The 23086-nt window shown below is 68.7% G+C and carries 21 protein-coding genes and 1 riboswitch; of the genes, 12 read left to right on the top strand and 9 right to left on the bottom strand.

Going from position 1 to position 23086, the window contains the following annotated elements; translation table 11 throughout:
* Window positions 1-55: 55 nt before the first annotated feature.
* On the bottom strand, window positions 56-529 hold the full coding sequence (locus ACQ260_RS12250) for a MaoC family dehydratase (RefSeq protein WP_432559737.1): 474 nt from the start codon (window positions 527-529) through the stop codon (window positions 56-58).
* A 125-nt stretch (window positions 530-654) separates the two neighbouring features.
* The gene (locus tag ACQ260_RS12245; protein ID WP_432559736.1) at window positions 655-1644 is read right to left on the bottom strand and encodes a malate dehydrogenase; all 990 of its coding nucleotides are present in this window, start codon (window positions 1642-1644) and stop codon (window positions 655-657) included.
* A 160-nt stretch (window positions 1645-1804) separates the two neighbouring features.
* On the opposite strand from ACQ260_RS12245, the gene ACQ260_RS12240 reads away from it, so the two are divergent.
* Both ACQ260_RS12240 and ACQ260_RS12235 read left to right on the top strand, forming a co-directional pair.
* A complete protein-coding gene (locus ACQ260_RS12240; RefSeq protein ID WP_432559735.1) occupies window positions 1805-4054 on the top strand; it encodes a sensor histidine kinase in 2250 nt (749 codons plus the stop codon).
* Window positions 3958-4698, top strand: coding sequence for a response regulator (locus tag ACQ260_RS12235; protein WP_432559734.1), 741 nt, complete (start codon window positions 3958-3960; stop codon window positions 4696-4698). The genes ACQ260_RS12240 and ACQ260_RS12235 overlap by 97 nt, the downstream gene beginning before the upstream one ends.
* Window positions 4699-4709: 11 nt before the next feature.
* On the opposite strand, the gene purU is transcribed toward ACQ260_RS12235, so the two are convergent.
* The 4 genes from purU to ACQ260_RS12215 are packed head-to-tail and all read right to left on the bottom strand — an operon-like array spanning window position 4710 to window position 8488.
* Window positions 4710-5561, bottom strand: a complete 852-nt coding sequence (purU, locus tag ACQ260_RS12230) for a formyltetrahydrofolate deformylase (RefSeq protein WP_432559733.1) — start codon at window positions 5559-5561, stop codon at window positions 4710-4712.
* Between the two features lie 44 nt (window positions 5562-5605).
* Window positions 5606-6580 carry an ADP-ribosylglycohydrolase family protein gene (locus tag ACQ260_RS12225; protein ID WP_432559732.1) on the bottom strand — a complete coding sequence of 325 codons (975 nt, stop codon included), beginning with the start codon at window positions 6578-6580 and terminating at the stop codon, window positions 5606-5608.
* A 4-nt stretch (window positions 6581-6584) separates the two neighbouring features.
* Window positions 6585-7208 (bottom strand): DUF4352 domain-containing protein, encoded by a 624-nt coding sequence (locus tag ACQ260_RS12220; protein WP_432559731.1) that lies wholly within the window; start codon window positions 7206-7208, stop codon window positions 6585-6587.
* A gap of 20 nt (window positions 7209-7228) precedes the next feature.
* Window positions 7229-8488 (bottom strand): GNAT family N-acetyltransferase, encoded by a 1260-nt coding sequence (locus tag ACQ260_RS12215; RefSeq protein ID WP_432559730.1) that lies wholly within the window; start codon window positions 8486-8488, stop codon window positions 7229-7231.
* 160 nt (window positions 8489-8648) lie between these two features.
* Here ACQ260_RS12215 and ACQ260_RS12210 point away from each other — a divergent pair, with 160 nt between their 5' ends.
* The 3 genes from ACQ260_RS12210 to ACQ260_RS12200 are packed head-to-tail and all read left to right on the top strand — an operon-like array spanning window position 8649 to window position 12262.
* Entirely contained in the window at window positions 8649-9989 is a 1341-nt protein-coding gene (locus tag ACQ260_RS12210) for a hemolysin family protein (RefSeq protein WP_432559729.1), read from the top strand.
* A 5-nt stretch (window positions 9990-9994) separates the two neighbouring features.
* Complete coding sequence (gene trpS, locus ACQ260_RS12205; RefSeq protein WP_432559728.1) at window positions 9995-11014, top strand: tryptophan--tRNA ligase; 1020 nt, start codon at window positions 9995-9997, stop codon at window positions 11012-11014.
* A gap of 9 nt (window positions 11015-11023) precedes the next feature.
* Window positions 11024-12262 carry a phosphotransferase gene (locus tag ACQ260_RS12200; RefSeq protein WP_432559727.1) on the top strand — a complete coding sequence of 413 codons (1239 nt, stop codon included), beginning with the start codon at window positions 11024-11026 and terminating at the stop codon, window positions 12260-12262.
* Window positions 12263-12308: 46 nt separating this feature from the next.
* On the opposite strand, the gene ACQ260_RS12195 is transcribed toward ACQ260_RS12200, so the two are convergent.
* Genes ACQ260_RS12195 through nthA form a run of 3 tightly spaced genes read right to left on the bottom strand, consistent with a single transcriptional unit; the run spans window position 12309 to window position 13776 of the window.
* Window positions 12309-12545 carry a nitrile hydratase accessory protein gene (locus tag ACQ260_RS12195; RefSeq protein WP_432559726.1) on the bottom strand — a complete coding sequence of 79 codons (237 nt, stop codon included), beginning with the start codon at window positions 12543-12545 and terminating at the stop codon, window positions 12309-12311.
* Window positions 12542-13174, bottom strand: a complete 633-nt coding sequence (gene nthB / locus ACQ260_RS12190; RefSeq protein WP_432559725.1) for a nitrile hydratase subunit beta — start codon at window positions 13172-13174, stop codon at window positions 12542-12544. The genes ACQ260_RS12195 and nthB overlap by 4 nt, the downstream gene beginning before the upstream one ends.
* Window positions 13171-13776, bottom strand: a complete 606-nt coding sequence (gene nthA / locus ACQ260_RS12185) for a nitrile hydratase subunit alpha (protein ID WP_432559724.1) — start codon at window positions 13774-13776, stop codon at window positions 13171-13173. The genes nthB and nthA overlap by 4 nt, the downstream gene beginning before the upstream one ends.
* 53 nt (window positions 13777-13829) lie before the next feature.
* A riboswitch (TPP riboswitch) is annotated at window positions 13830-13936 on the top strand.
* On the opposite strand from nthA, the gene thiO reads away from it, so the two are divergent.
* The 7 genes from thiO to ACQ260_RS12150 all read left to right on the top strand — a co-directional run bounded on the left by thiO (window position 13929) and on the right by ACQ260_RS12150 (window position 22688).
* Complete coding sequence (thiO, locus tag ACQ260_RS12180; protein WP_432559723.1) at window positions 13929-15098, top strand: glycine oxidase ThiO; 1170 nt, start codon at window positions 13929-13931, stop codon at window positions 15096-15098. (Overlaps the previous riboswitch by 8 nt.)
* 43 nt (window positions 15099-15141) lie before the next feature.
* Window positions 15142-15378 (top strand): sulfur carrier protein ThiS, encoded by a 237-nt coding sequence (gene thiS / locus ACQ260_RS12175; protein ID WP_432559722.1) that lies wholly within the window; start codon window positions 15142-15144, stop codon window positions 15376-15378.
* Window positions 15375-16193, top strand: a complete 819-nt coding sequence (locus ACQ260_RS12170; protein ID WP_432559721.1) for a thiazole synthase — start codon at window positions 15375-15377, stop codon at window positions 16191-16193. Before thiS ends, ACQ260_RS12170 begins: the two co-directional genes overlap by 4 nt.
* Complete coding sequence (moeB, locus tag ACQ260_RS12165; RefSeq protein ID WP_432559720.1) at window positions 16190-17389, top strand: molybdopterin-synthase adenylyltransferase MoeB; 1200 nt, start codon at window positions 16190-16192, stop codon at window positions 17387-17389. Before ACQ260_RS12170 ends, moeB begins: the two co-directional genes overlap by 4 nt.
* A 117-nt stretch (window positions 17390-17506) precedes the next feature.
* On the top strand, window positions 17507-18751 hold the full coding sequence (locus ACQ260_RS12160; protein WP_432559719.1) for an amidohydrolase: 1245 nt from the start codon (window positions 17507-17509) through the stop codon (window positions 18749-18751).
* A gap of 43 nt (window positions 18752-18794) precedes the next feature.
* On the top strand, window positions 18795-20885 hold the full coding sequence (locus ACQ260_RS12155; RefSeq protein ID WP_432559718.1) for a hypothetical protein: 2091 nt from the start codon (window positions 18795-18797) through the stop codon (window positions 20883-20885).
* Window positions 20886-21104: 219 nt separating this feature from the next.
* On the top strand, window positions 21105-22688 hold the full coding sequence (locus ACQ260_RS12150) for a TROVE domain-containing protein (RefSeq protein ID WP_432559717.1): 1584 nt from the start codon (window positions 21105-21107) through the stop codon (window positions 22686-22688).
* Window positions 22689-23086: the final 398 nt, after the last annotated feature.

Here is a 23086-nt window from a genome sequence, read left to right as displayed (position 1 = left end):
TGCTTGAGCGGCCCTGGGCACCCGCATCATTGACGAGTGCCCAGGGTTCAAGTGATCAGTTGTAGTAACGGAAGACGAGATCGGCCACGCAGCAGGGCTTGTCCTCGCCCTCGACCTCGTAGGTCAGCTTGTAGATCGTCTCGACCCCGTTGCCCTTGATGTCATTCACTTCGGCCAGGTTGGTGTGCATCCGGTAGCGCTGTCCGGTCTTCAGCGGAGACGGGAAGCGGACCTTGTTGAGGCCGTAGTTGAGGATGACTTCAAAGCCCTCCACCACGCAGACCTCCCAGAGGAGGCCGGTGGACTTGCTCAGGGTGAGGAAGCCGTACTGAATCGTGGTGCCGTAGGGGCCCGCCTTGGCGCGCTCCTGATCGACGTGGATCCACTGATCGTCGCCGGTCAGATCGGCGAAGGTGTTGATGTCTTCCTGGTTGACGGTGACCCAGTCACTGGTGCCCAGATCCTTGCCGACGTATTCCATCAGCTCGTCGCGGCCGGTGATGACCAAGGGCTTGCGCTCGTCGCTCATAGTTGTTAACAGCCTCCTTGCATGTGGCCCCGACCCTAATGGGCCGGGTGGTGGGGTGTCACTGCCCAATCCTGGGCAGTTCGCTTGTTGGACGTGAATTGTCCGCTTTCGGGGGTTTTGGCGGCTCAGATGAGCCCGAGGTCCTTGACGGTGTCGCGTTCCTCGACGAGTTCAGCGACAGATGCGTCGATCTTTCCGCGGGAGAACTCGTTGATCTCCAGGCCCTGCACGATGGCGTATTCACCGTTGGTCACCGTGCACGGGAACGAGGAGATGATGCCCTCGGCGACCCCGTAGGAGCCGTCGGAGGGCACCGACATGGAGACCCAGTCGTCGGCCGGGGTGCCGAGAACCCAGTCGCGCATGTGGTCGATCGTGGCGTTGGCGGCGGATGCCGCAGACGACAGTCCGCGGGCCTCGATGATGGCGGCGCCGCGCTTTGCCACGGTGGGGATGAAGTTGTCGGCGAGCCAGGCCTGGTCGTTGACCAGTTCGGCGGCGTTCTTGCCGTTCACCTCGCAGTTGAACAGGTCCGGATATTGGGTCGCGGAGTGGTTGCCCCAGATGGTCATCTTCTTGATGTCGGTGACGTCGACGTCAAGCTTGGCGGCCAACTGCGAGATCGCACGGTTGTGATCCAGACGCGTGAGGGCGTTGAAGCGTTCGTTGGGAATGTCGGGCGCGCTGTGCATCGCGATCAGCGCGTTCGTGTTGGCGGGGTTGCCGGTCACCAAGACGCGGATGTCGTCCGCGGCGTGATCGTTCAGCGCCTTGCCCTGCGGGGCGAAGATGCCACCGTTGTCCTTGAGCAGGTCGCCCCGCTCCATGCCCTTGCCGCGCGGCTTCGCACCGACCAGGAGGGCGATGTTGACGCCGTCGAACACCTTGTTGGCGTCGTCGCCGGTCACCACGTTCTGCAGCAGAGGGAACGCGCAGTCGTCCAGTTCCATGACGACGCCCTCGAGCGCCTTCAGTGCGGGCGTGATTTCCAGCAGATGCAGAGCCACCGGCTGGTCCTTGCCCAACAGCTCACCGCTCGCGATCCGGAAGAGCAGGCTGTAGCAGATCTGGCCGGCTGCGCCTGTCACGGCCACTTTGACGGGGGTCTTTGTCACGGTTTAACTCCTTTGTCCGAACTCCGCCCCGACGCTACCAGCGAGGGCTGGGCCCGCGTGGCGGGAGTGCGGATCGGACAAATTCATGACATTTGGTAGGTAGTGTCGGTGCGCCTTGGTTTGATGGACAGGGAACTCCGGCTCCGTCGGGGTCTGGTGCATGGAGGACGAGGTGCCCCGAAGTGGCTGGGCGCGGGTGCTCGACAAGGGCGTCCGCTGGGCGGTGGTGGTTCCTGGGCTCGGAACCTTCCTCGGTGCCTGGCGCAGTTTCCTTGCTGAGTTCGTCCATCTGGACGTTTCGGGCCAGTCGGCACTCCTCCTCCTCGGGGCGCTGCATTTCGGGGTCGCGGCGCTCCTGCTGTTTTCGGTGCGCAACTGGGTCGTGGAGGCCGTGGTCGCCTTCGCCACTGCCGCCGCGATGTTCGCGTTCGCGCTGTCACACAAGCAGGTTGGTTGGGATGCGCACTGGTGGCCTACCTCGATCATGGTCATGGTCCTGTGCTGGGTGCTGGCCTTCGGAAGTCGGTTTCGTTGGTGGACCGGCGGGGTGGCGCTGGTTCTGTTCGCCGGCGTCCGCCTGTGGGCCGGCCTCCTCAGCGGTGACTCCTGGCGCATGAGCGTCGCGGATCTGGTGATCAGCAACCAACTGGTCCTGACGGTCATCCTGGGACTCGCTGCCGTGCGCCGGGTGGCCGATGCCAGCGATGAGGCCGAGCAGGAGCACGCCAGAGCGTTGCGCGAGGAAGCCGCGCGCAGCGCGGCGACCAACCAAGCCCGGAGGGTTGCGCGATTCCTGCATGACGATGTGAGCCATGCGTTGCGGGCTGTGGCCCAGGCACGCGTGAGTGACGACCCAGCCGTGCAGGCCCTGGCAGGAAGGGCCGTGGGTGGGCTTCAGTCCGGTGACCTGCGGGTCGGGTCGGCGCAGCCCGCCGCCGACCTGCGCCTGATCGACCGGTTGGAGCTTCTCGACGGGATCACCGGTGTGCGGGCGGAGGTCACCGGTCGAGATCCCCGGCTTCCGCTCGAGGTGACCGAGGCCATCGTCTCCGCCTGCGCGGAGGCGCTCCGCAACGTGGCGCGCCATGCCGGCACCGCCACGGCGAGCATCCGAGTGCGGACCGTGCGGTCGGGTGTGGTGGTCGCCGTGGTCGACCACGGCCGAGGGATGCCCGAGGACGTGACCTGGGGAGTCGGGATCAACGAGTCGATGGTCGGGCGCATGAGTGAGATCGGTGGTGCGGTTGCCATCCGGTCGAGTGGTGCGGGCACCACGGTCGAGTTCAGCTGGTCGCCCGCGGGCGTGACCCAGCGGGTCGACGGCACATGGCGGGAACTCACACGGGAAATGACGCCGATGGTGATTCCCGGGCTGGTGGGGACCGTGCTGCTCGGTCTGCTGATGTTCCCCTATTTCGCGACGCCCGCACTCGCCGTTGCCGGTCTCGTGGTGTTCGCGGCCAGCGGCTCGTGGGCACTCGTTCGGGGCACCCGAGAAAACCCCATGCGCTCCTACGCGCTTCTCATCGCGGCCGGGGTGATCGCTTTCGCGCTGAACGTTCTCGCGGTCTCGCCGGACATCGACAACGGTTATCAACTCTTCCTGGCCGGAGGCAGCTCGGCCCTTCTGCTGATGGTGGCGATCCAGCATCGGTTCGGCTGGTCGCTGCTTGCGATGGGAGTGTTGTGGCTCGCCCTGTTCGGGCTCGGCGCCACCCGATTCGGTCTGGATGCGATCACCGGTGACCTCTTCGGCGCGCTGACAGCGCCCACCACGGTGCTGGGCATTCTGCTGCCGCGGGCCGTCCTGAGCCGCTTCGTGCGACGCGCACTGTGCGCTCGGGACGAGACACTGCGCACGCGCTTGCGGGTGGAGCACCTGACCCAGCGCCATGGCGCCGAGGATGCGCGCCTGGGACGCACGCGGCGCAGAGTCGTGCCTTTCCTGCGAGCGGTTGCGGAGGACCGCGTGGATCTGCGTGACCCGGCCGTTCGGCAGGCGGCGCTTCGCCTGGAGGCGACGGTCCGCGACGAGTTGCGATTCGGTGGACCGGACGACCTGCTGGCGGCGGCGGTTGATGAGACTCGGCGGGCCGGATGGCAGCTCGAGATCCGCGTCAGACCGGCCCAGCGGCGTGCTGTCACGACCGGCGCGAAGGTGCTGCTCCTGGCGCTGGGAGCGGACGGCAGCGAATCCGGAACCGCTTTCCTGAGCGCCTTCGGGGAGGTGGCTCTGGTGGTTCGGAACCCTGCGGAGGAGAAGCTGCGCGAGTGGCGTGAGCACACGGAGATCGACCTGGAGGAGGGGGACCAATGGTGTCGGTTGACAGTCAGGGCTTTGGCGCCGAGGGGAGCGACCACGTCGGTGAGCGAACGGACGGAGCCGTTGGTGCCACTGCGGGGGAACTGACGCGGCCGGTGCGCCTCGCCGCCGTCGACGACCACCGGGTGATGCTGCGGGGGCTGGGCGCGATCGCGGCAGAGCATCCTGACCGGGTGCGCCTCGACATTGCCGTCAGCGAAGCGGAAGACCTGTTCGATGCACTCGAGAGCGTCCCGGTGGACCTGACTCTGTTGGACCTTCACCTGGCGGACGACAGCCGGGCCGGGGACACGGTGGCCAGACTGGTGGAACGAGGGGTGCCATGTCTGTTGTTCACCTCGGAGTTGCGTCCCGTGCCGATCAGGGTTGCGCTCGCGGCCGGAGCGCGTGGAGTCGTGCTCAAGGCCGACCCTGAGGAGGCGCTGCTGGACGCGATCGACATGGCCGTGTCAGGGGAGATCGCCGTCAGCAGCGAGCTGGCCTATCTGCTGGCAACGGACGAAACGCTGGCGGCCCAGCTCCCGCCTCGAGAGCTGGAGGCGTTGCAGCTCCTGGCGCAGGGTATTCCACGCAAAGCAGTGGGGGGTCGAATGCGGCCTCCGGTCGCGGAGGCGACCGTGAACACCTACATTGCGCGGGCCACCAAGCGATATGCGGAGCTGGGGCGCCGTGTCGGCACCGCGGCCGAGGTCGTGCGCGAGGCGATGAAGGACGGTCACCTCGACCTGTGAGCCGGGCGCGGTCAGCGGAAGATGATCGTTCTGGCCCCGTCCAGGAGCACCCGATGCTCGGCGAACAGCTTCACGGCTTCGGTGAGCGTCCGCGACTCCTCGTCCTGACCGATGGCGACCAGTTCCTGCGTGGAGTTGCTGTGGTCCACCCGGACCACGTTCTGCTCGATGATGGGGCCCTCGTCCAGATCCGAAGTCACGAAGTGTGCCGTCGCGCCGATCAGCTTCACGCCGCGGGCGTGCGCCTGGCGATAGGGATTCGCGCCCTTGAACCCGGGCAGGAACGAGTGATGGATGTTGATCGCTCGGCCGGTGAGTGCCTCGCAGAGCCCGGGGGAAAGAATCTGCATATAGCGGGCCAGCACCACGAGCTCGACGTCATGCTGTTCCACCACCTCGATGATGCGGTCCTCGAAGGCGGCTTTCGTCGCGGGCAGGACCGCGTGGTGCTCGAAGGGGACACCATAGAAGTCCGCCAGCGGACCGAGGACCGGATGGTTCGACAGCACGAGCGGGATCTCGACGGGCAACAGCCCGGACCGCTGCCGGAAGAGCAGGTCATTGACGCAGTGACCGGCCTTCGATGCGAGCACGAGGGTGCGCATCCGGCGCCCCACCCGGTCGAGTCGCCAGTCGGCGTCCAGTCCGGTGGCGGCTTCGCCGAGGAGCGTACGCAAGGCTGTCTCGGTCGCGGCCGTCTCCACGTGCAGGCGCATGAAGAAGCGTCCGGTGTCCGAGGAGAACTGCTGCAACTCGGTGATGTTGCCCTGAGCGGCGACGACGGCCGCCGAAACAGCGTGGACGATGCCCGGTCGGTCATTGCAGGTCAGGGTCACAACCCACTGGTCGGTCTCGGAAGTCACGGGGAACGACCTTAGTCCGGCCCCGGAAACGGGCCACACCGTGTTCAGGCAGACAGTCCGCGCGTGGCGGTGTCGGTGGCCAGTGTCGCAAGTTCAGCGGCGCGCAGACCGGGCCAACCGTGGATCCGTGCTCGCCATTCGGCCGGGATCGCGGAACGCCCGAACAGTGCGCCGAGCGCACCGCCGGCAATGGCCGCCACGGTGTCGGTGTCATGACCGGCGCGGACTGCGGCGACGAGCCCGGCCCGCACTGCTGTGTCCGGGCGGCCCCGCAGGGCGAAGACCACCGCGGCATAAGCCGCCTGAAGCGCGGCGACAGTGTAGCCATTGTTCGGGAAGCGCGCCGGTGTCGGGTCCGCAATGACGTCCGCGAGCCAACGCTGCCACTGGTCGCGGCGCGCGGGCGGCAACAGTTCGAGCGCCAGCTCGGGCGTGCCGTCTCCGGGCCCATCGAGCACGGCGCTGCGCACCAGCTCGCTCCACAGCACGCAGGCATCGCCGGCCAGCGGGTCGAAGTGGGTCAGCTCCGCCATGGCCCGTGCCGCGGTGGCGGTGGCGGCACGGTCCAGCAATCGGGTCAACCCGACCACCGCGGTCCGCATGAGGGCTCCATTTCCCGCGCTTCGCCCCGTCTCCTCGTGCAGGGCGCGGGATGCGGCCCGGAGGATCTCACCCCGGGGACCGGGCACGCGACCCACTCCGCGGAGCAACGTGCCGGTTTGGACGCCGACGTCGCTCGCGCCGCCGGCCAGCCATTCCTCGAACGCGCTGGCTACCGAATCCTGGGCTGCGACGCTCGTGAGGTCGGCTCCGGTCGCGGCCACCCTGGCGATGCAGATCGACATCTGGGTGTCGTCACTCCATTCGCCCGGCGCATATGGGCCCAGACCGCCACCGATCATCTCGGGCTCACCGTCGGGCAGCACCGCGAACTCATAGGGCACGCCGAGAGCGTCACCGCAGGCCTGGCCGACCAGGACGCCGGCGGCCCGGTCGAGTTGCGCGGGGGTCATTATCATTCGGTCAGTCTGCCGGACGGGGCGTCGGTGTGCCGGATGCCTGTCTGGTTCGCTGTTCGGGAGCTGCGCCTTGGTGGCCGATGGGGATCTGTCCGGCCTGGTTGCCCAGTTCGTCCGTGATCACCACCACGACCGGTCCGGGAAGGGTGTCGAACGCAACGAGACCATTCACCGAATCGGGTGCGTTGAGTTCCATCGATGCGAGGACGGGCTCGTTTCCGTCCAAGCCGAGCACAGGGGACAGCGGCTGTCCGCCGGCGGTTCGAAGCGAGAAATACAGCGGATTGATCTGCACCTTTCCCGCCAACGCCCGCACCGTCACATCGAGGACCAGGTATTGAGCCTCGGGCGGCCGCGAATCCGGCCCATTGCCGGTGCGTTGCCAGGAATATCGATTCACCGAGACGGTCGCGGTGCCTTCCTGGGCGCGGGTCACGACGCCGGGGGGGCCCGGGACAAAGACGCGGTTCTCCTCGGGCGTGGGGGAGGGGGTGGGCGGCTTCGGGGTCGGGGTGCGCGCGGCAGTGGCGGAGGGAGTCGGCACGGTCCCACTCACCGTCGTGCCGCCACAGCCCGACACCAGCACGACTGTCGCGATCACCGCGCTGACACCACTCCATCTACCCACTCTCCGAGTGTCCCGCACACTCAAGTCCGAACCGCCGAGTGACCATCGGCGGGTCCGGGCTCAACCGCACCTGATCGACGCGTCCGGCTGAACAGAAACAGATCGGTCCACCGGTCATTGCCGAGCCGTTCGGCCTCGGGGAGCCGGCCCACCAGATCCGCCCCCGTGCGCCGGGCAACGGCTTGGGAGGCATGGTTCTCGACCGCGACGCGAACCGTCAGCGATCGGTGGATCCCCCGGCTTGTCAAGGCCCGCCCAACCGGGCCATCCGCGGTCCGGTCCGCCAGCTCGCCGAGGGCGAAGTCGGCGACGGCCCGCGCGGCGGCGCCGGTGAGCCCCCGGCCGCGCGCATCGGGGTGGGTCCAATAGCCCAGCTCGCCGGCCTCGGAGCCGTCCCGGAGGTGGAAGAGCGTGAGGGCGCCTTGGCATTCGTCGGTTTCCGGCGTGGTCAGCGACCAGGTCCAGTCGGTGAAGTTGGCAGCGGTCTCGCGACAGTGTTCAAGGAAGTCGCGGGCGTGCGCCGCGCGATAGTCGCGCGGTAGTCCGCCGAGCCAATGCTGACTCTGGGGGTCGGCACACGCCTCGACAATCCGTGGCAGGTCGCGTTCGGCGAACGGACGCAGGATGACTCCCGCTCCCCGCAGCGTCGGCTGCCGGGGTGGCGCCACGGAGGTGCGCGGATCGGTCGACAGCACCGTGGCGGTCCAGCAGTCGGTCAGCACGCCCCGTTGCGCGAGTCCGGCGCGGCGTACGCCCTCGAACCGAAACCCCAGCGCCGCCGCCAGGTGCCGTGAATCCCAGTTGCCGACAACCGCACGCCACCGCACGGCGCGCAGGCCCGCAACATCGAACGCCCAGTCCAGCGCGAGCCGGCCCGCCCGCCGCAACAGCCCCTGACCGCGGGCGTCCGGGTGGAGACCGAAGGCGATCTCCCCGACACCGTCTCCCTGCAGGCGAATCTCGACCGTGCCGCAGAAACGGGCTGCAGCGTCACCCCGGGTCGACGCGGAGTCGATGGCTGCCACCGCCCACATCATCGATCGACCGGCGTCGACCTCCGTGGGCACGAAGGTCCCGAGGAAGACTCTGCCGTCGACGGCGCTGTAAGGGTGCGGAGTCGTCGTCCATCGCACGAACTCGGGATCGGTGCACATCTCGACAACGCGCGCGAGGTCGTCGGCTCGATGCGCTCGCAACTGGACCCTGCGGTCCGGATCGATGAGCGTCGGCACAGAGTCGGGCCACCGCAATCCCGAACACGGCCATGTGGGCGTCGTCATGGCCCGGAATTGAAGCGCAAGGGGGCGCGAGCACCAAGTCCTTTAGGCTGGTCGGCATGCCGTCTGCCAGACCGGAGCCCGACAGTCCCTCGCCCGTCGACCCACCGGGGTCCGGGCGCATCGAGTGGGCGGGCCGCAGCGCCCGCGTTGAAGGGCGAGGTTGCCGCACATGGTGACCGACGTTCTCTTGATTTTCCTCTTCATCATCATCGGTGGGGTGTTCGCCAGTGCGGAGATGGCGCTGGTCTCCCTGCGGGAAAGCCAGATCCGCCGCATAGCCGGACGTGGCAAACGCGGAGCCACGGTCGCCAAGCTGGCCGCCAACCCGAACACCTTCCTGTCTGCCGTGCAGATCGGCGTCACCCTGTCGGGCTTCCTCTCCGCATCGTTCGGTGGGGCGACGATCGCGGCCCGGCTCGGTGAGGTCCTTCACGACCGGGGAGTCCCCGCGGCCGGAACGCTTTCGCTGGTGCTCGTGACGATCGTTATCTCCTATTTCTCGATCGTTCTCTCCGAGCTCACCGCCAAGCGGCTCGCCATGCAGCGGGCAGAGGGCTTCGCGCTCGCGCTCGCGCCGATGGTGAACGGCATCGCGACCGCGCTGAAACCGGTGATCTGGTTCCTGGGCCTGTCGACCGACATTGTCGTCCGCGTGCTCGGCGGTGACCCGAAGGCAGCGCGCGAGGAGGTGACCGACGAGGAGATCCGGTCGATGGTGTCGTCGTCGCTGACCCTCGGGGACGAGGAACGCCGGATCGTGGACGACGTATTCGATGCGGGTGAGCGCTCGTTGCGGGAGGTGATGATCCCGCGCACCGAGGTGGAGTTTCTGGATGGTGACCTGCCGGCGTACAAGGCGGTGCGCATCATGGTCGACGCCCCCCACTCCCGCTATCCAGTGACCCGGGACTCCGCCGACGACATCGCGGGCTTCGTGCACGTGCGGGACCTTTTCGACCCCGAGGTTGCGACCCGCTCCACACCCGTCATCGATTTCGTACGCCCCATTCTCGCGTTCCCCGAGACCGTGAAGGTGCTGCGGGCCCTGAGCGAAATGCGCCGGGGCGCGGCGCATCTGGCGATCGTGCGGGACGAATACGGCGGGACGGCCGGCATCGTCACCATGGAGGATCTGGTCGAGGAATTGGTGGGTGACATCACCGACGAATACGACGTCGTGAGCGACCCCGTGCCGGTCGAGGTGGACACGGTCGAACTCGAGGGGCTCGTGTCCCTGGAGGACTTCGGCGACGAGACAGGCTATGTCCTGCCCGAGGGGCCCTATGACACCCTCGCCGGCTATGTGATGGCCCAGCTGGGCCGGCTCCCGGCCGAGGGTGACGAGATCGAGGTCGCGCTGGCGCGCGGCGAGGCGCCGGAGGACGCCGAACCCGTGCCGGTCTCCCTGCGCGTGACGGAACTCGACGGTCGGCGGGCGGCCCGCATCCGGCTGCGGAGGATGAACTCGGTCGCGGAGTCGGACGCCGACGGTGAACAATGACGCCCATGCCTAACTCGTCCACTGCGACCGCAAAACCCCGTGCCTTGTCCCTGGCCCAGCCGACCGCCGATTCCATGCACCTCGGAAACTATCTCGGTGCGCTGCGGCAATGGGTCGGGATGCAGGACGAGTTCGAGGCGTTCTTCGGGGTGGCAAACCTGCATTCCTACAACGAATGGCCTTCACCCGAGGAACTGCACGAGCGCACGCTCGCCACGGCAGCACAGATCATCGGGGCCGGCATCGACCCGGACCGGTCGGTGGTGTTCGTGCAGTCGCAGATCCCCGAGCACACCCAGTTGATGTGGACGCTCGCCTGCATGACCGGTTTCGGTCAGGCATCCCGCATGACCCAGTTCAAGGACAAGTCCGCCAAGCGCGGCGTCGACACCACCAACGTCGGGCTGTTCACCTATCCGATCCTCATGGCGGCCGACATCCTCATCTATCAGGCCGACAAGGTTCCGGTGGGCGAGGACCAGCGTCAGCATCTGGAACTCACGCGCGACCTGGCGGAGCGGTTCAACGCGCGCTACGGCGACACGTTCGTCGTCCCCGACGCGCACATCCTTGCGTCCGTCGGCAAGATCCAGGACCTGCAGGAGCCGACGGCCAAGATGTCGAAGTCGGCGGCCTCGCCGAATGGCCTGATCAACCTCCTCGACGACCCCAAGAAGAACACCAAGAAGTTCAAGTCCGCCGTCACGGACTCGGGCTCGGAGATCACCTACGACTTCGAGAACAAGCCGGGGGTCTCGAATCTGCTGTCGATTCTGTCGGCGATTTCGGGTACGCCGGTTCCGCAGCTGGTCGAGGAATTCGACGGCAAACTCTACGGTCACCTCAAGGTCGCCGTGGCGGAGGCGGTCGCCGATGAGGTCTCACCGATCCGGGCGCGGGCGTTGGAGTTGCTCGATGATCGCGCAGAGCTGGAACGCCTCCTCGACCGCGGAGCCGAGAAGGCGCGCACTGTGGCGTACGCCACCACGAAGGCCGTCTATGACAAGATCGGCATGCTCATCTGAAGGAGGGCCATGGGGGGCATGGGGCCGGACGCCGACGGATCACGTCTGTTGACCACAGGCCAAGTGGCCCCCTTGCTCGCTGCCGCCGTCCAGCACGCGGGCGGCAGGCTCGTGTCCTGGTCCCTCGATCACGTCGATGCCAACCCGAACCGGTCGACCACCGCCACCTATGGCGCGGTGGTCGACTGGCCGTTCGGGCGGCGCAACGAGCTGCTGGGGGTGAGTGCGCGCGCACACGGCCGGACGCGAACCGACGAGCGCGCCGAGATCTTCGGCGACGGTGACCGCGAGGCGGTGGTGTGGCTTTATCCGAAGGATCCCGACCTGCCAGGTCTGCCGCGGGCGGCCTATCCCGAGTCCGTGGCCGAGTTGCTCTCGCCTGTGCTGGGCTTGCGTCTGCGGCCCGACCAGGTGCGGCTCAGGATGATCGGCTATCGTCCGCGGCGCCGTGCGGTCCTGCGGGCGACGGTGCTTCCGGACCCGGGGCAGGGGTTCGGGCGGACGGTGTTCTATATCAAAGTCCTGCGTGAGGCGCTGTTCGGCGAGGTGAAGCGGCGCCACGAGTTGCTGCGACAGGCGGGGGTGCCGGCCCCGCGCGTCGCGCTCGCTACGCCTGACTGCCTGCTGGTGCTCGACGAGCTGCCCGGGAAGCCGCTGAGTCGGGCGATCTTCGACCCGGTCCCGCCCTGCACGGCCGAGCAGCTGATCTGGGTGCTCGATTCGATGCCTCGACAGGTGGCATCGCTGCCGCGACGGCCACCGTGGTCGGATGCGGTGCGGCACTACACGCGGATCGTCAGCACAGCCATGCCCACGCTCGAGCCCAGGCTCAGCTGGTTGTGCCGCGAGATCGAACAGGGTCTGGCGCCGATCCCGCATGGCAATGAGCCGACACATGGCGACTTCCACGAGGGCCAGGTCCATGTCGCCGGCGGTCAGATCTGTGGGCTGCTGGACGTCGACACGGCCGGTCCCGGGAACCGCGCCGACGATCTCGCGTGCCTGATCGCGCACTTGTCGACGGTCCAGCGCATGAATGCGGAGCAGGCGGCACGGGTCCGGCAGTTGCTCGCGACCTGGGTGCCGGTGTTCGACGAACGAGTGAACCCGATCGAGCTGCGCCTGCGGGCGGCCGCCGTCATCATCTCGCTCGCCACCGGGCCCTATCGCTCCCAGGAGCCGAATTGGCAGGCGGAGACCGTCGGCATCGTCGACGCTGCCGAGACGCTCGTCGCTCAGGTTCTTTGATCACCGCGCACCGTCGATGCCCCACCCCGCCACGCCGGTCACCGGTTCACTCGGTGCCGGGGAGCAAACCCCGCACTCCCAGGACGTCGGTCAGCGCCGCGTGCCAGCACCGGTAGTAGTCCGCGCCCGTCCTGTCCGCGCTGCCGGCGAGTCGGGCGCCCAGCGCCGCGGCAAACTCGGACCACTCGAAGACGCCGGTCTCGTTGAGCTGCACGGCGAGCGCGAAAATCCTGGCCTGCCAGGGCTCGTCGAAGGTCGGGCGATCGGTCGTCCAGTCGGTCACAGCGCCTCCAGATAGGGCTCGAAGGCATCGATCGACACCCGCAGCCGCGGGTCCGCGTCGGGCCCCCAGAGCTCGGTGCCGGTGAACTCGACCGTGTACAACTGCTCACCCGTCCCCGGCCCCCGTTCGCCGACCGGCACGGCGTTGCGGTCTGGGAAGACATGTCCGCCGTGCCACAGCACGATTCGGCCGACCTTCCCGCGGGCATACCGGGGCAGGCGAGTGTGTCCGGGCGGATTGATGGTGCGCGTACGCACGGTCTGGCCGATCGAGAATCTCGCGGGCCGCTCGGTCGGGCGGTCATAGGGCGTGCCCGAGCGCAGACCGGCATCGATCTGCGACCACGACAGAGCAGTGGTCGCGTCGTCGTCGAGCAGGCGCGTGGCCGCGAGATTGTCGAGCAGCGCGAGCAACCAGATCCGGTAATAGCTGCTGCCCAGATAGGTCGCCGGCGGCAGCGACTCGCGGGTGTGCCGGTTCTGGTCGATATTCCAGCGCCCCAACGCGCCGATGGCCAGGACGAGCGCCAGCACCCGTCGTTCCCAGTCGGCATGGAACACCGGCTCGTCGGGTTCGGGGATAACCGGTCCGAAGCCGTGCATCCCGCCCAGATCATGGACGCCGTTCACGAGCCGCCTCCCGTGAGGGGATCGGTCCCGATCATCGAGTCCCGGGTCACGAGTGCCGCGAGTTCCTCCTCGCCGAGCCCGTCGGTGCCAGCGGGGCGTTCCGGGATCACGAGATAGCGGACCTCCGCGGTGGAGTCCCAGACCCGGATCTGGGTGTGGTCCGGCAGCGTGTGCCCGAAGTCCGCCAGCACCCCGCGGGGGTCCCGCACAGCCTTCGCCCGATAGGCGGGGGACTTGTACCAGACCGGCGGCAGCCCCAACACCGGCCACGGATAACAGGAGCAGAGCGTGCAGACCACGAGGTTGTGGACCTGGTCGGTGTTCCACACGGCCACGAGGTGCTCGCCCTGCCGGCCGGCGTACCCCATCGACGCCACCGCCGCCGTCGCGTCCCGCTCGAGCCACGCCCGGAACTCCGGATCCAGCCACGACCGCGCGACCACGCGGGCGCCGTTGTGTGGGCCGATCTCGTGCTCATAGCGCTCCACGATCCGGTCGAGTGCCGCCGGGTCGACCAGACCCCGGGCGACCAACTGTTCCTCGAGCGCCTTGGTGCGTGCCGTCATCTCGTCGAGCTCGCCGCCGTGGTGATCGTCTGCCATACCCAGCAGTATCCCCGGTGGCGGCCCGACCCGTTTCCTGCTCCGCCTACACTGGGGTTTTCCGTGGGAGCCCGGGCGCGGGCTGAGAGGGTGCACGCCGCACCGACCACTCGAACTTGATGCGGGTCATGCCGACGCAAGGAGGGAATCCAGTGCGAGTCATCGTGGTCGGGGCAGGCGTTATCGGCGCCGCCACCGCGTGGCGTCTGCGCAGGCGCGGAGTCGATGTCGTGCTCTGCGACCCGACCCCCGGCATGGGCGCGACCCACGCGGCGGGCGGGATGTTGGCGGCCATCAGCGAGGTGCAGCACGGCCAGGCGGCCCTCTATCCGCTCATGCTCGCCTCGGCTGCGGAATATCCGACCTTCATCACTGAACTCGCCGGGGACAGCGAACTCCCCACCGGCCACGAGACCGTCGGCACGCTGGTGCTCGCCGCGGACCGTGCGGACCGGGACACCCTCGCGCTGCTCGCGGAGGTGCAGCACCGGCACGGGATGGCGGTGGAGGAGTTGAGCGGCCGGGAGGTACGCCGGCTCGAACCGGCGGTCGGCCCGCGCATCGCGGCGGGCTTCCGGACCCCGGACGATCATCGCGTGGATCCGCGGCAGCTGGTCCGGACGCTGCTCGACGCCGCCCTTCGTCACGATCCTCGGCGTCTGATTATTGAACCGGTCACGGCCGTGGCAGCGCAGGGCGATGGTTGGTCGGTCCGGCTGGAGAGCGGGCGAGCCGAGTCCGCTGACAAGCTGGTGCTCGCACCCGGCGTCGGCCTGAGCGGAATCGAGGGGCTCCCGCCCCAGGCGTACGCCCCGGTCCGCCCGGTCTTCGGCGACGTGCTCAAGGTCGCGATTCCGCCCCACCTGCTCGGCCCCAGCGACACCCACCTGCTCGGGCACACGATCCGCGGGCTGGTCCACGGCGTGCCGGTCTATCTCGTCCCCCGCAGCGATGGCCATGTCGTCATCGGTGCGACCAGCCGAGAGGACGGTCTCGCCGCTCCGAGCGCCGGCGGGATCTGGCGGTTGCTCCGCGACGGCGGGACGCTGGTCCCCGGGCTGCTGGAGGCTGAGTTCGTCGAAGCGGTCGCCCGGGCGAGGCCTGGTTCACCCGACGACATCCCGCTGATCGGCGAGGTCGCGCCGGGGTTGGTGCTGTCGGCGGGCTACTTCCGCCACGGCATCCTGCTCACCGCGCTCGGCTCGCGGCTCACCGCCGACCTGGTCTGCGGCACCACCGCTGTGGATGACCACGACCATCTGGCCGCGGTGGACCCCGCGCGCCTGTTGACCACCGCGGTCGGTCACGACCGCACTGCCTGAGAACGCGTTCCCGACGGGTCGCGTGGTGTAGGAAGGAAGCACGATGACGTACACAGTGAACGGCCAACCCGCCGACCTCACCCAGGGCGCGACCGTGCGCGACCTGGTGCGGACGCTCACCGCGAAGGAGGTCGGTGCGGACGGGCGCACGCCCGACGGCGCCGCGCTGGGACTGGCGGTGGCGGTCGACGGAGCCGTCGTGCCCCGGAGCCGTTGGGCGACCACGACCCTCGAACCGGGTGCGGAGGTCGAGGTCGTGGAGGCGGTGCAGGGCGGATGACCGACGTTCTCACCGGTGCCACCGACAGCCACACGACCGACTCCGTGGCGACCGACTCCCTGACGATCGACGGCGTCACCCTGTCCTCGCGCCTGATCATGGGCACCGGCGGCATCACCGACCTCGCGGCCCTCGAACGCGCGCTGGTCGCCTCGGGCACCGAGCTGACGACCGTCGCCCTGCGGCGATATTCGCCGGCCGAGGGCCAGTCGCTGTTCGGGATGTTGACGCGCCTCGGCATCAAGATCCTGCCGAACACGGCCGGCTGCTATACGGTCCGCGATGCCGTGCTCACGGCCCAACTCGGCCGGGAGGCGCTGGAGACCGACTGGATCAAGCTCGAGGTGATCGCCGACGAGGACACGCTCCTGCCGGACATCATTGAGCTGCTCGAGGCGACCGAACAACTGGCGAACCAAGGGTTCAAGGTGTTCGCGTACACCATCGACGACCCCGCCTCCGCCCTTCGCCTCCAAGACGCCGGTGCGACGGCCGTGATGCCACTCGGGTCGCCGATCGGCACCGGTCTCGGGGTGCTCAACCCGCACAACATCGAGCTGATCTGCGCGCGTGCTTCCGTGCCGATCGTGTTGGATGCCGGGATCGGGACCGCTTCGGAGGCTGCGTTGGCGATGGAACTCGGCTGTGACGCCGTCCTGGTCGCGAGCGCGATCACCCGGGCGCAGCGGCCGGAGTTGATGGCCGACGGCATGCGTCAGGCAGTGGCCGCCGGCCGGCTCGCTCATCGTGCCGGGCGCATCCCACGCCGCCGCCACGCACTGGCGTCGTCGCCGATGGAGGGTCGGATTTCGTGAGTACGCAGGTTTCCCCGCCCGTCGAGTCCGCGGCCGGCGGGCAGGGACCGATCGGCCCGCTCGTCGAGCCCGGTCCGGAGCTGACCCCCGACGAGATCGCGCGCTATCAGCGTCACCTCGGGCTTCCCGATGTCGGCGTCGAGGGTCAGCGGCGCCTCAAGAACGCCCGCGTCCTGCTGGTCGGGGCAGGCGGGCTCGGGTCCCCGGCGATGCAATATCTCGCTGCAGCCGGTGTCGGGACCCTCGGGACGATCGACGACGACGATGTCGATCTGTCCAACCTTCAGCGCCAGATCATCCACTCGACACCGGATATCGGTCGTCCCAAGGTGACCTCGGCGGCGGACCGGGTCCGGGCGCTCAACCCGCTGGTCGAAGTGGTCGAGCATCACGAGCGGCTGACCGCGGACAACGTGCTCGACCTCGTCGCCGGCTATGACTTGGTCTTGGACGGAACCGACAACTTCGCGACCCGCTATCTCGTGTCCGATGCCGCGGAGATCCTCCGCAAGCCCGTCGTCTGGGGCGCGATCCTGCGGTTCCACGGCCAACTCGCGGTGTTCTGGGCCGGTCGCGGGCCGACCTATCGCGATCTGTTCCCGGAGCCGCCCGACCCGGCAAGCGTGCCGTCGTGCGCGGAGGCCGGGGTCCTGGGTGTGCTCCCCGGAACCATCGGCACATTGATGGCGACCGAAGCGCTCAAGCTCATCCTGGGCCGCGGCGAACCGCTGCTGGGGCGACTCCTGGTCCATGACGCGCTCGCCGGGGACTTCCGGTCGATGCGGATCCTCCCGGACCCGGAGCGCGCCCCGGTGACCGAGGTCCGACCGGTGGAGTTCGTGTGTGCGGTCGGCGGTCCGACCGCGGCGGAGACGCTCGACGTGCCGGCGCTCAAGACATTGATCGCGCGACGGGACAGCGGTGAGTTGGCGCTCGCCGTCGTGGATGTCAGGGAGGACTGGGAGCGACAGCTCGGCACGGTGCCCGGGGCGATCGCCGCCCCGCTCGGCGACATCCAGGAGCGGGGGATCGAAGCGCTGCCGCCGGAGGCGCGGGGCCGTGACGTGGTGTTGTACTGCGCGGCCGGCGTACGGTCCGGTCGCGCCCTCGAAACACTTCGGCCCGCGTTCGCCGGTCTCGAGGTCACGCTCCGGCACCTGGCCGGTGGCTATGGCGCCTGGAAAGCGGTGGAGTGATCGGTGCCCATGCCGCTTCGCGACCCGGATCCGGAGCAGCCCTCCGCACGTTCCGAGCGGGCGGGGTAACGTTTCCGGTCATGAGCGTGCGGCGAGTGTGGACCGATTGGCAATCGAATGACGCGTTCTGATCCCGCGGCCGCCGAACGAGCGGCGGTGCTGGCGGCAGAGAAGGAATCGTTGGCGGACCTCATCGCGACCGAAACCGCTGAGGTGGCCGACGACATGATCATGTGGCGGCGCGACCTGCACCGTCACCCCGAGCCGAGCTGGGCCGAGCACCGCACGACAGCCCGGATCAGGGGCGTGCTCGAAGCCCTCGGGCTGACCCCTCGGGAACTGTCGGGGCCGACCGGGCTGTGGGTCGACATCATGCCGCCCCGCCGCCGCACCCCACCGCGCATCGGCCTGCGCGCTGACATCGACGCGTTGCAATTGACCGACACCAAGGACGTGCCCTATCGCTCGGTCAACACGGGCGTCGCCCACGCCTGCGGCCACGACGTGCACACGGCGCTGCTCCTTGGCACGGCCACGGTCCTGTCCCGCCTGCGTGACCAGGACCGCCTGCCGCGGGCAGTGCGCCTGTTCTTCCAGCCGGCCGAGGAGACCAGCCCCGGCGGCGCCGGTCAGATCATCCGCGACGGCGGGATGTTGGGTTTGCGGGAGGTGTACGCGCTGCACTGCGACCCCCGGACCGAGGTGGGGAAGGTGGCCGTCCGGCCCGGCCCGATCACGTCGGCGTGCGACCGGATCCAAGTGCACTTCGCCGGTCCGGGCGGACACAGCTCACGACCGCACCTCACGGCAGATCTGGTCATGGCCATGGGCGCGGTCATCACCGAGGTGCCGCTCCTGCTGTCGCGGCTCGCTGACCCGCGGGCCGGCGCTTCCGTCGTGTGGGGTCACGTCGACGCGGGCAGCGCCCCGAACGCGATCCCGGCGACCGGGCTTCTCGAGGGGACCCTGCGGGTGCTGGATCTCGAGGGCTGGCACCGTGCTCGCGACCTGGTGCCCGACCTCGTGCGCAAGGCGGCCGGGCCGTTCGGGGTGCATGTCGAGGTCGAACTTGCCGAGGGCATCCCGCCCACCGTCAACCACCCGAAGGGTGCCAGCCGCATCGCCGAGGTCGGTCGCGCCCTGCTCGGGGAGAGCAGCGTCGTCGACACCGAGCAGTCGCTCGGTGGGGAGGACTTCTCGGAGATGCTGATGCAGGTGCCGGGTGCGCTCGGCCGACTCGGCGTGCGTCCTGTCGATGTCGCCGAGTGGCCCGATCTCCACCGGCCCATGTTCGATGTGGACGAGCGGTGCCTCGAGGTGGGTGCCAAGACGATGGTCGGACTGGCAGCTCTGCGGACCTGAGCGCCTCCCCGGGATCCGGCGGAGCGTCGGGCAGAATCGCCGCGTGGTTTCTTCCCCCCGCGAAGCCCGGTGGCAGCTCCCGTGGCGCCGTCGGCTCGCTGCAGTCGCTGCCGCGACGGCGTTGAGCGCCGCGACGGGATTGGGTGCCGCGCTGGTGCCGGGCCCGGTCGCGCAAGCGGCTCCACCGATTGCGGACGAGCCCACCACCTCCACGACTCCGCCGGAGCCGCCTGAAGAACTGCGGCAAGCCGTGGAGCGTGATCTCGGGCTGTCCTGGACGGACTATCTGGCGCTCGGGCGGCAGGCGGAAGAAGCCGCCGTTCTCGACGCGCAACTCTCGACCGTCCCCGGCTATCAGGGCGTCGCCCTCGAGGGCGCGGAGATGGTGGTGACCGGCTCTGGTGCCGCCGTTGAACGAGCCGCGGTGGCCGAGGGCGCCCGCTCGGAACGGCCCGCCCAGCATCTCGATGCCGATCGGATCGATCGCTTGTTCATCGACGAGGTCGACCATCGTCGCACCGGCCTGCTGGCGGTCGCCTGGACAGTGGACGGCTGGGTGGTCACGGTCGTCGACCCTGACGCACGTGGCGTTCTCGCCGACGGGTCCCCGGGCCGCACGCCACGCGAGCTCGCCGACGCGAATCCCGAGCTCGAGGTGCGACCCGGAGCGCTCGCGACAAGCACCGCCGACATCCTCGGTGGTGAGGGATGGGGCTCCGGGCCACGCATGCCCCGCTGCTCGATCGGCTTCGCGGCATTCGATCCGGCCGGGCGCCGGTCGATGATCACCGCCGGCCACTGCAGCGACAACGGGACCCTTCGCGATGCGCGCTGGGAGACCGACCCCGCGTACTCCCTCGGCACCCTCACCTTCACCGAGTTCGGCCGTCCGACCAACTCGGCCGCCGATCCCGGCACCGATCTCAGCGTCTATGCGGGCGCGGATCCCGGACTGCGGCCGGCGTTGGCCGGCTATCCCGGGAGCATGCGAGTGACCGGGATGGCGGCGCCGATCGTGGGTGCGCCGGTGTGCACGAGCGGGCGCACCAGCCGCGCGTGGCAGTGCTCGACGATCGATGAGGTGGGTCCGTACGCCGTCCGTGGACCCGACGGCCCCGCTGATATCCGCTGGATCCATGGCTTCAGCACCCTGCTGCCCACACAGGCGGGTGACTCCGGTGCCGGCATGGTGACGGGCCTCAAAGCGGTCGGAATCCTCTCGGCCGGGGTGCACGGCGTGGGGCGCAGTTTCGGCTCGGCCCTGACCGGACTGCCCGCCGGCCATAGCCTCGACGTGTGGCTCAACACCCCGACCGCGGGAGCAGCGGCGGGCGGACGCGTCCGGGGTCGGGTGGCGGTGGACGATTCCCTGCCGCCCGGGACGACCGTGCGCATCGAAGCGGAGTCGGGCACCACGACGGCGGACGTGGCCGCTGACGGCACCTTCACTGTCGCTGCACCCGCCCTTCCTGGACGGTTGGTGATCGCCAGCGGCCACTCGCGGTCGACCGCGGTCGACTTCGACCCGCGCTATGGCAGCGCCTCAACCGCCCGCTATTGCGGCTTGCGCGACGGCGGTTGCTTCCAGGTCTTCATCGGTGGGTCGCTCTATTGGTCGACGGCTTCCGGGGAACACCTCGTGCGGGGCCGCATCCTTGAGCGCTGGGGTGGCCTCGCTTGGGAGAATGGTTGGCTGCGTTATCCGACCTCGCCGGAAATGTGCGGTCTCGTGGCAGGTGGTTGTTGGCAGGTTTATCAGGGCGGCCGGCTCTATTGGTCACCGGCGTCCGACGCACACCCGTTGCGTGGTGCAATCGGGGCCGCTTGGAATGGCACCGGCTATGAACGCGGACTGCTCGGCTATCCCACGTCCGGGGAATTCTGCGGACTGCGTGATGGCGGCTGCTTCCAGACATTTCAGCGTGGTTCGTTCTATTGGTCGCCGCGCTCGGGAGCGCACTGGGTCCGAGGGGCGATCCGTGACGAATGGGGCCGTCGTGGCTGGGAGAACGGGCGACTCGGCTATCCGGTGAGCGACGAGGAGTGCGGTGCCTCGTCCGGCGGGTGGATGTGCACGCAGCGTTTCACGGGTGGCACGTTGGCCTGGACGCCCGCGGGTGGAGTGCGCGGCTGATCGCGATAAATCGGATGCGGTGAGCCAAGGGATCTGTCACTGTTGTCGCAGTCGAACGGGCCGAAGAGATTCGGTTATCACCATTCCGACGGAGGTTGCGGGTTCGATTCCCGTTGTGCTTTCGGGCACGTAGCTCAAGGGCAGAGCACCGCATTTCCGGATTTCACAACCTGCCCGTTCGACCCGGCCCGTCGTCGACCTTCTTGGAAGGAGGGAACCATGACCCCCGACATTCTCCGATTCATCAACCGGCGCACCACGGCGCAGTCCCTGCCGGCGCACCCGGATCAGGCTCCCAACGCAGCGGGCGGCTGGACATTTCAGCTTGACGACGCGGCACGGCTGCGGCGTTTCCTGATCCTCGGGACCGAGGGTGGCACCTACTACACGCGACCGCTGGAGCTCACCATCGACAACGCCGCGGTCGTCGAGCGCATGTGCACCGAGGACCCGGCGACCCTGCTCGCGACCATCCGGGAGGTCTCCCTCGCGGGACTCGCGCCCAAGCAGCAGCCGACGCTCTTCGCCTTGGCTGCGGCCGCGTCGCTGGCGGATGACGCGCACCGTGCCCAGGCGCTGCGGATGCTTCCGGACATCGCCCGGACGGGTACGCACCTGTTCCTGTTCGCGGGTTACGTCGAGCAGTTCCGTGGCTGGGGTCGAGGGCTGCGGCGGGCCGTCGCGGACTGGTACCTGCGACCCGATGTCGCACACGTCGCCCTCCAGACGGTGAAGTATGCCCAGCGGGAAGGCTGGTCCCATCGCGATCTGCTGCGGCTGTCCCACCCGAACACCGACGATCCGGTTCGGCGGGCGTTGTTCGAGTGGGTGGTCCGGCGCGCCGAGGTGCCCCACGGGCGGGGACTCGAAGTTGTCAGCGGCTTCGAACAGGCCCAGCGTGCATCGGCCGCGGAGGTGACCCGCCTCGTGGCGGCGTACCCCCTCACCTGGGAGATGTTGCCTGACCGCGCGCTGGCCGAGCCGGCCGTCTGGCGGGCCCTGCTGGCGAAGGGGATGCCGATGACCGCGCTGCTGCGCCAGCTCAACCGGCTGACGAGGCTCTGCGTCCTGTCGCCGTCGGCCCCGGAGCTCGATCGGGTGGTCGCGCGGCTGACAGACCCGGAGGCCGTCCGCCGGGCGCGCATTCATCCGCTCCAGGTCCTGATGGCCCAGCGGACGTACGCAGCCGGGCGCGGGCTCCGCGGCTCCATGACGTGGGATCCGATACCGCGTCTGGTCGACGCCTTGGACGAGATGTTCCGGCTGGCGTTCACCTCGGTGGTGCCGACCGGAAAGCGATTGCTCCTCGCCGTGGACGTTTCGGCCTCCATGGACTGGGGGACGGTCGCCGGTTCGGCGATGACCCCTCGCGAGGGGGCGGCAGCGATGTCGCTCGTCACCGCAGCCACGGAGCGGACCTACGAGATGGTCGGTTTCAGCCACGAGCTCGTTCCGCTGCGCATCTCCCCGCGGCAGCGGCTGGACGATGTGGTCGCCACCATGCGGAGGGTCCCGATGGGCGGGACCGACTGCGCTAAGCCGATCGAGTACGCCCTCGCGCGCGGTCGCGACGTCGATGCATTCGTGGTCTATACCGACAACGAGACTTGGGCGGGACACCAGCATCCGCACCAGGCACTGGCCCACTACCGGAAGCGCACCGGCATCCCGGCCAAGCTGATCGTTGTCGGTCTGACGGCCACGGGGTCGTCGATCGCCGACCCGAACGACGGCGGGATGCTGGACGTGGTCGGCTTCGATGCGTCGGCGCCGGCGGTGATCGCCGACTTCATTCGGGCCTGAGCGCCGACCCCGGTGAGGACCGATTCCGAGCTCGATTTGCGGCGCGGTGTGGGGGTCTGGCAAGATCGGGGGTCTTGTCCCGAGAGGGGCAGGGCTCCCGATCCCGGTCGGATCGAGCCGGGCAGCCGCCCGATTTGACTCGCCAGGGGAGAGAGCGTAAGTTAGATCGAGTCGCCACAACGCCGGAAGGCGTGGTGGAGGCGCCTCGGAGGTAACGTTCCGGGGAATCGGAGCAAGAATCGGATTTGACACCGAGGACCAGCTCCGGTAAACTTAGCCAAGTTGCCCCAAGCGAGATTCGGTTCGTATGGATCGTGTTGAGCGCGGTGTGTGTACGGTTTTTGAGAACTCAACAGCGTGTTTTTACGTCATATGCACTTTTTTGGGACCTTTTCTGC

Origin of the sequence: Ammonicoccus luteus (assembly GCF_050880385.1) — a bacterium.
GTDB lineage: Bacteria > Actinomycetota > Actinomycetes > Propionibacteriales > Propionibacteriaceae > Enemella.
Note: the sequence above shows the minus strand (reverse complement) of the source record. Positions and strands in the feature narration are given on the sequence as shown.

Bases quoted from the DNA above. Each gene is read 5' to 3' on its own strand.
- ACQ260_RS12250 (WP_432559737.1), bottom strand. From the start codon at position 529: ATGAGCGACGAGCGCAAGCCCTTGGTCATCACCGGCCGCGACGAGCTG.
- ACQ260_RS12240 (WP_432559735.1), top strand. From the start codon at position 1,805: ATGGAGGACGAGGTGCCCCGAAGTGGCTGGGCGCGGGTGCTCGACAAG.
- ACQ260_RS12235 (WP_432559734.1), top strand. From the start codon at position 3,958: ATGGTGTCGGTTGACAGTCAGGGCTTTGGCGCCGAGGGGAGCGACCAC.
- ACQ260_RS12225 (WP_432559732.1), bottom strand. From the start codon at position 6,580: ATGATAATGACCCCCGCGCAACTCGACCGGGCCGCCGGCGTCCTGGTC.
- ACQ260_RS12215 (WP_432559730.1), bottom strand. From the start codon at position 8,488: ATGACGACGCCCACATGGCCGTGTTCGGGATTGCGGTGGCCCGACTCT.
- trpS (WP_432559728.1), top strand. From the start codon at position 9,995: ATGCCTAACTCGTCCACTGCGACCGCAAAACCCCGTGCCTTGTCCCTG.
- ACQ260_RS12200 (WP_432559727.1), top strand. From the start codon at position 11,024: ATGGGGGGCATGGGGCCGGACGCCGACGGATCACGTCTGTTGACCACA.
- nthA (WP_432559724.1), bottom strand. From the start codon at position 13,776: ATGGCAGACGATCACCACGGCGGCGAGCTCGACGAGATGACGGCACGC.
- thiS (WP_432559722.1), top strand. From the start codon at position 15,142: ATGACGTACACAGTGAACGGCCAACCCGCCGACCTCACCCAGGGCGCG.
- ACQ260_RS12170 (WP_432559721.1), top strand. From the start codon at position 15,375: ATGACCGACGTTCTCACCGGTGCCACCGACAGCCACACGACCGACTCC.
- ACQ260_RS12160 (WP_432559719.1), top strand. From the start codon at position 17,507: ATGACGCGTTCTGATCCCGCGGCCGCCGAACGAGCGGCGGTGCTGGCG.
- ACQ260_RS12150 (WP_432559717.1), top strand. From the start codon at position 21,105: ATGACCCCCGACATTCTCCGATTCATCAACCGGCGCACCACGGCGCAG.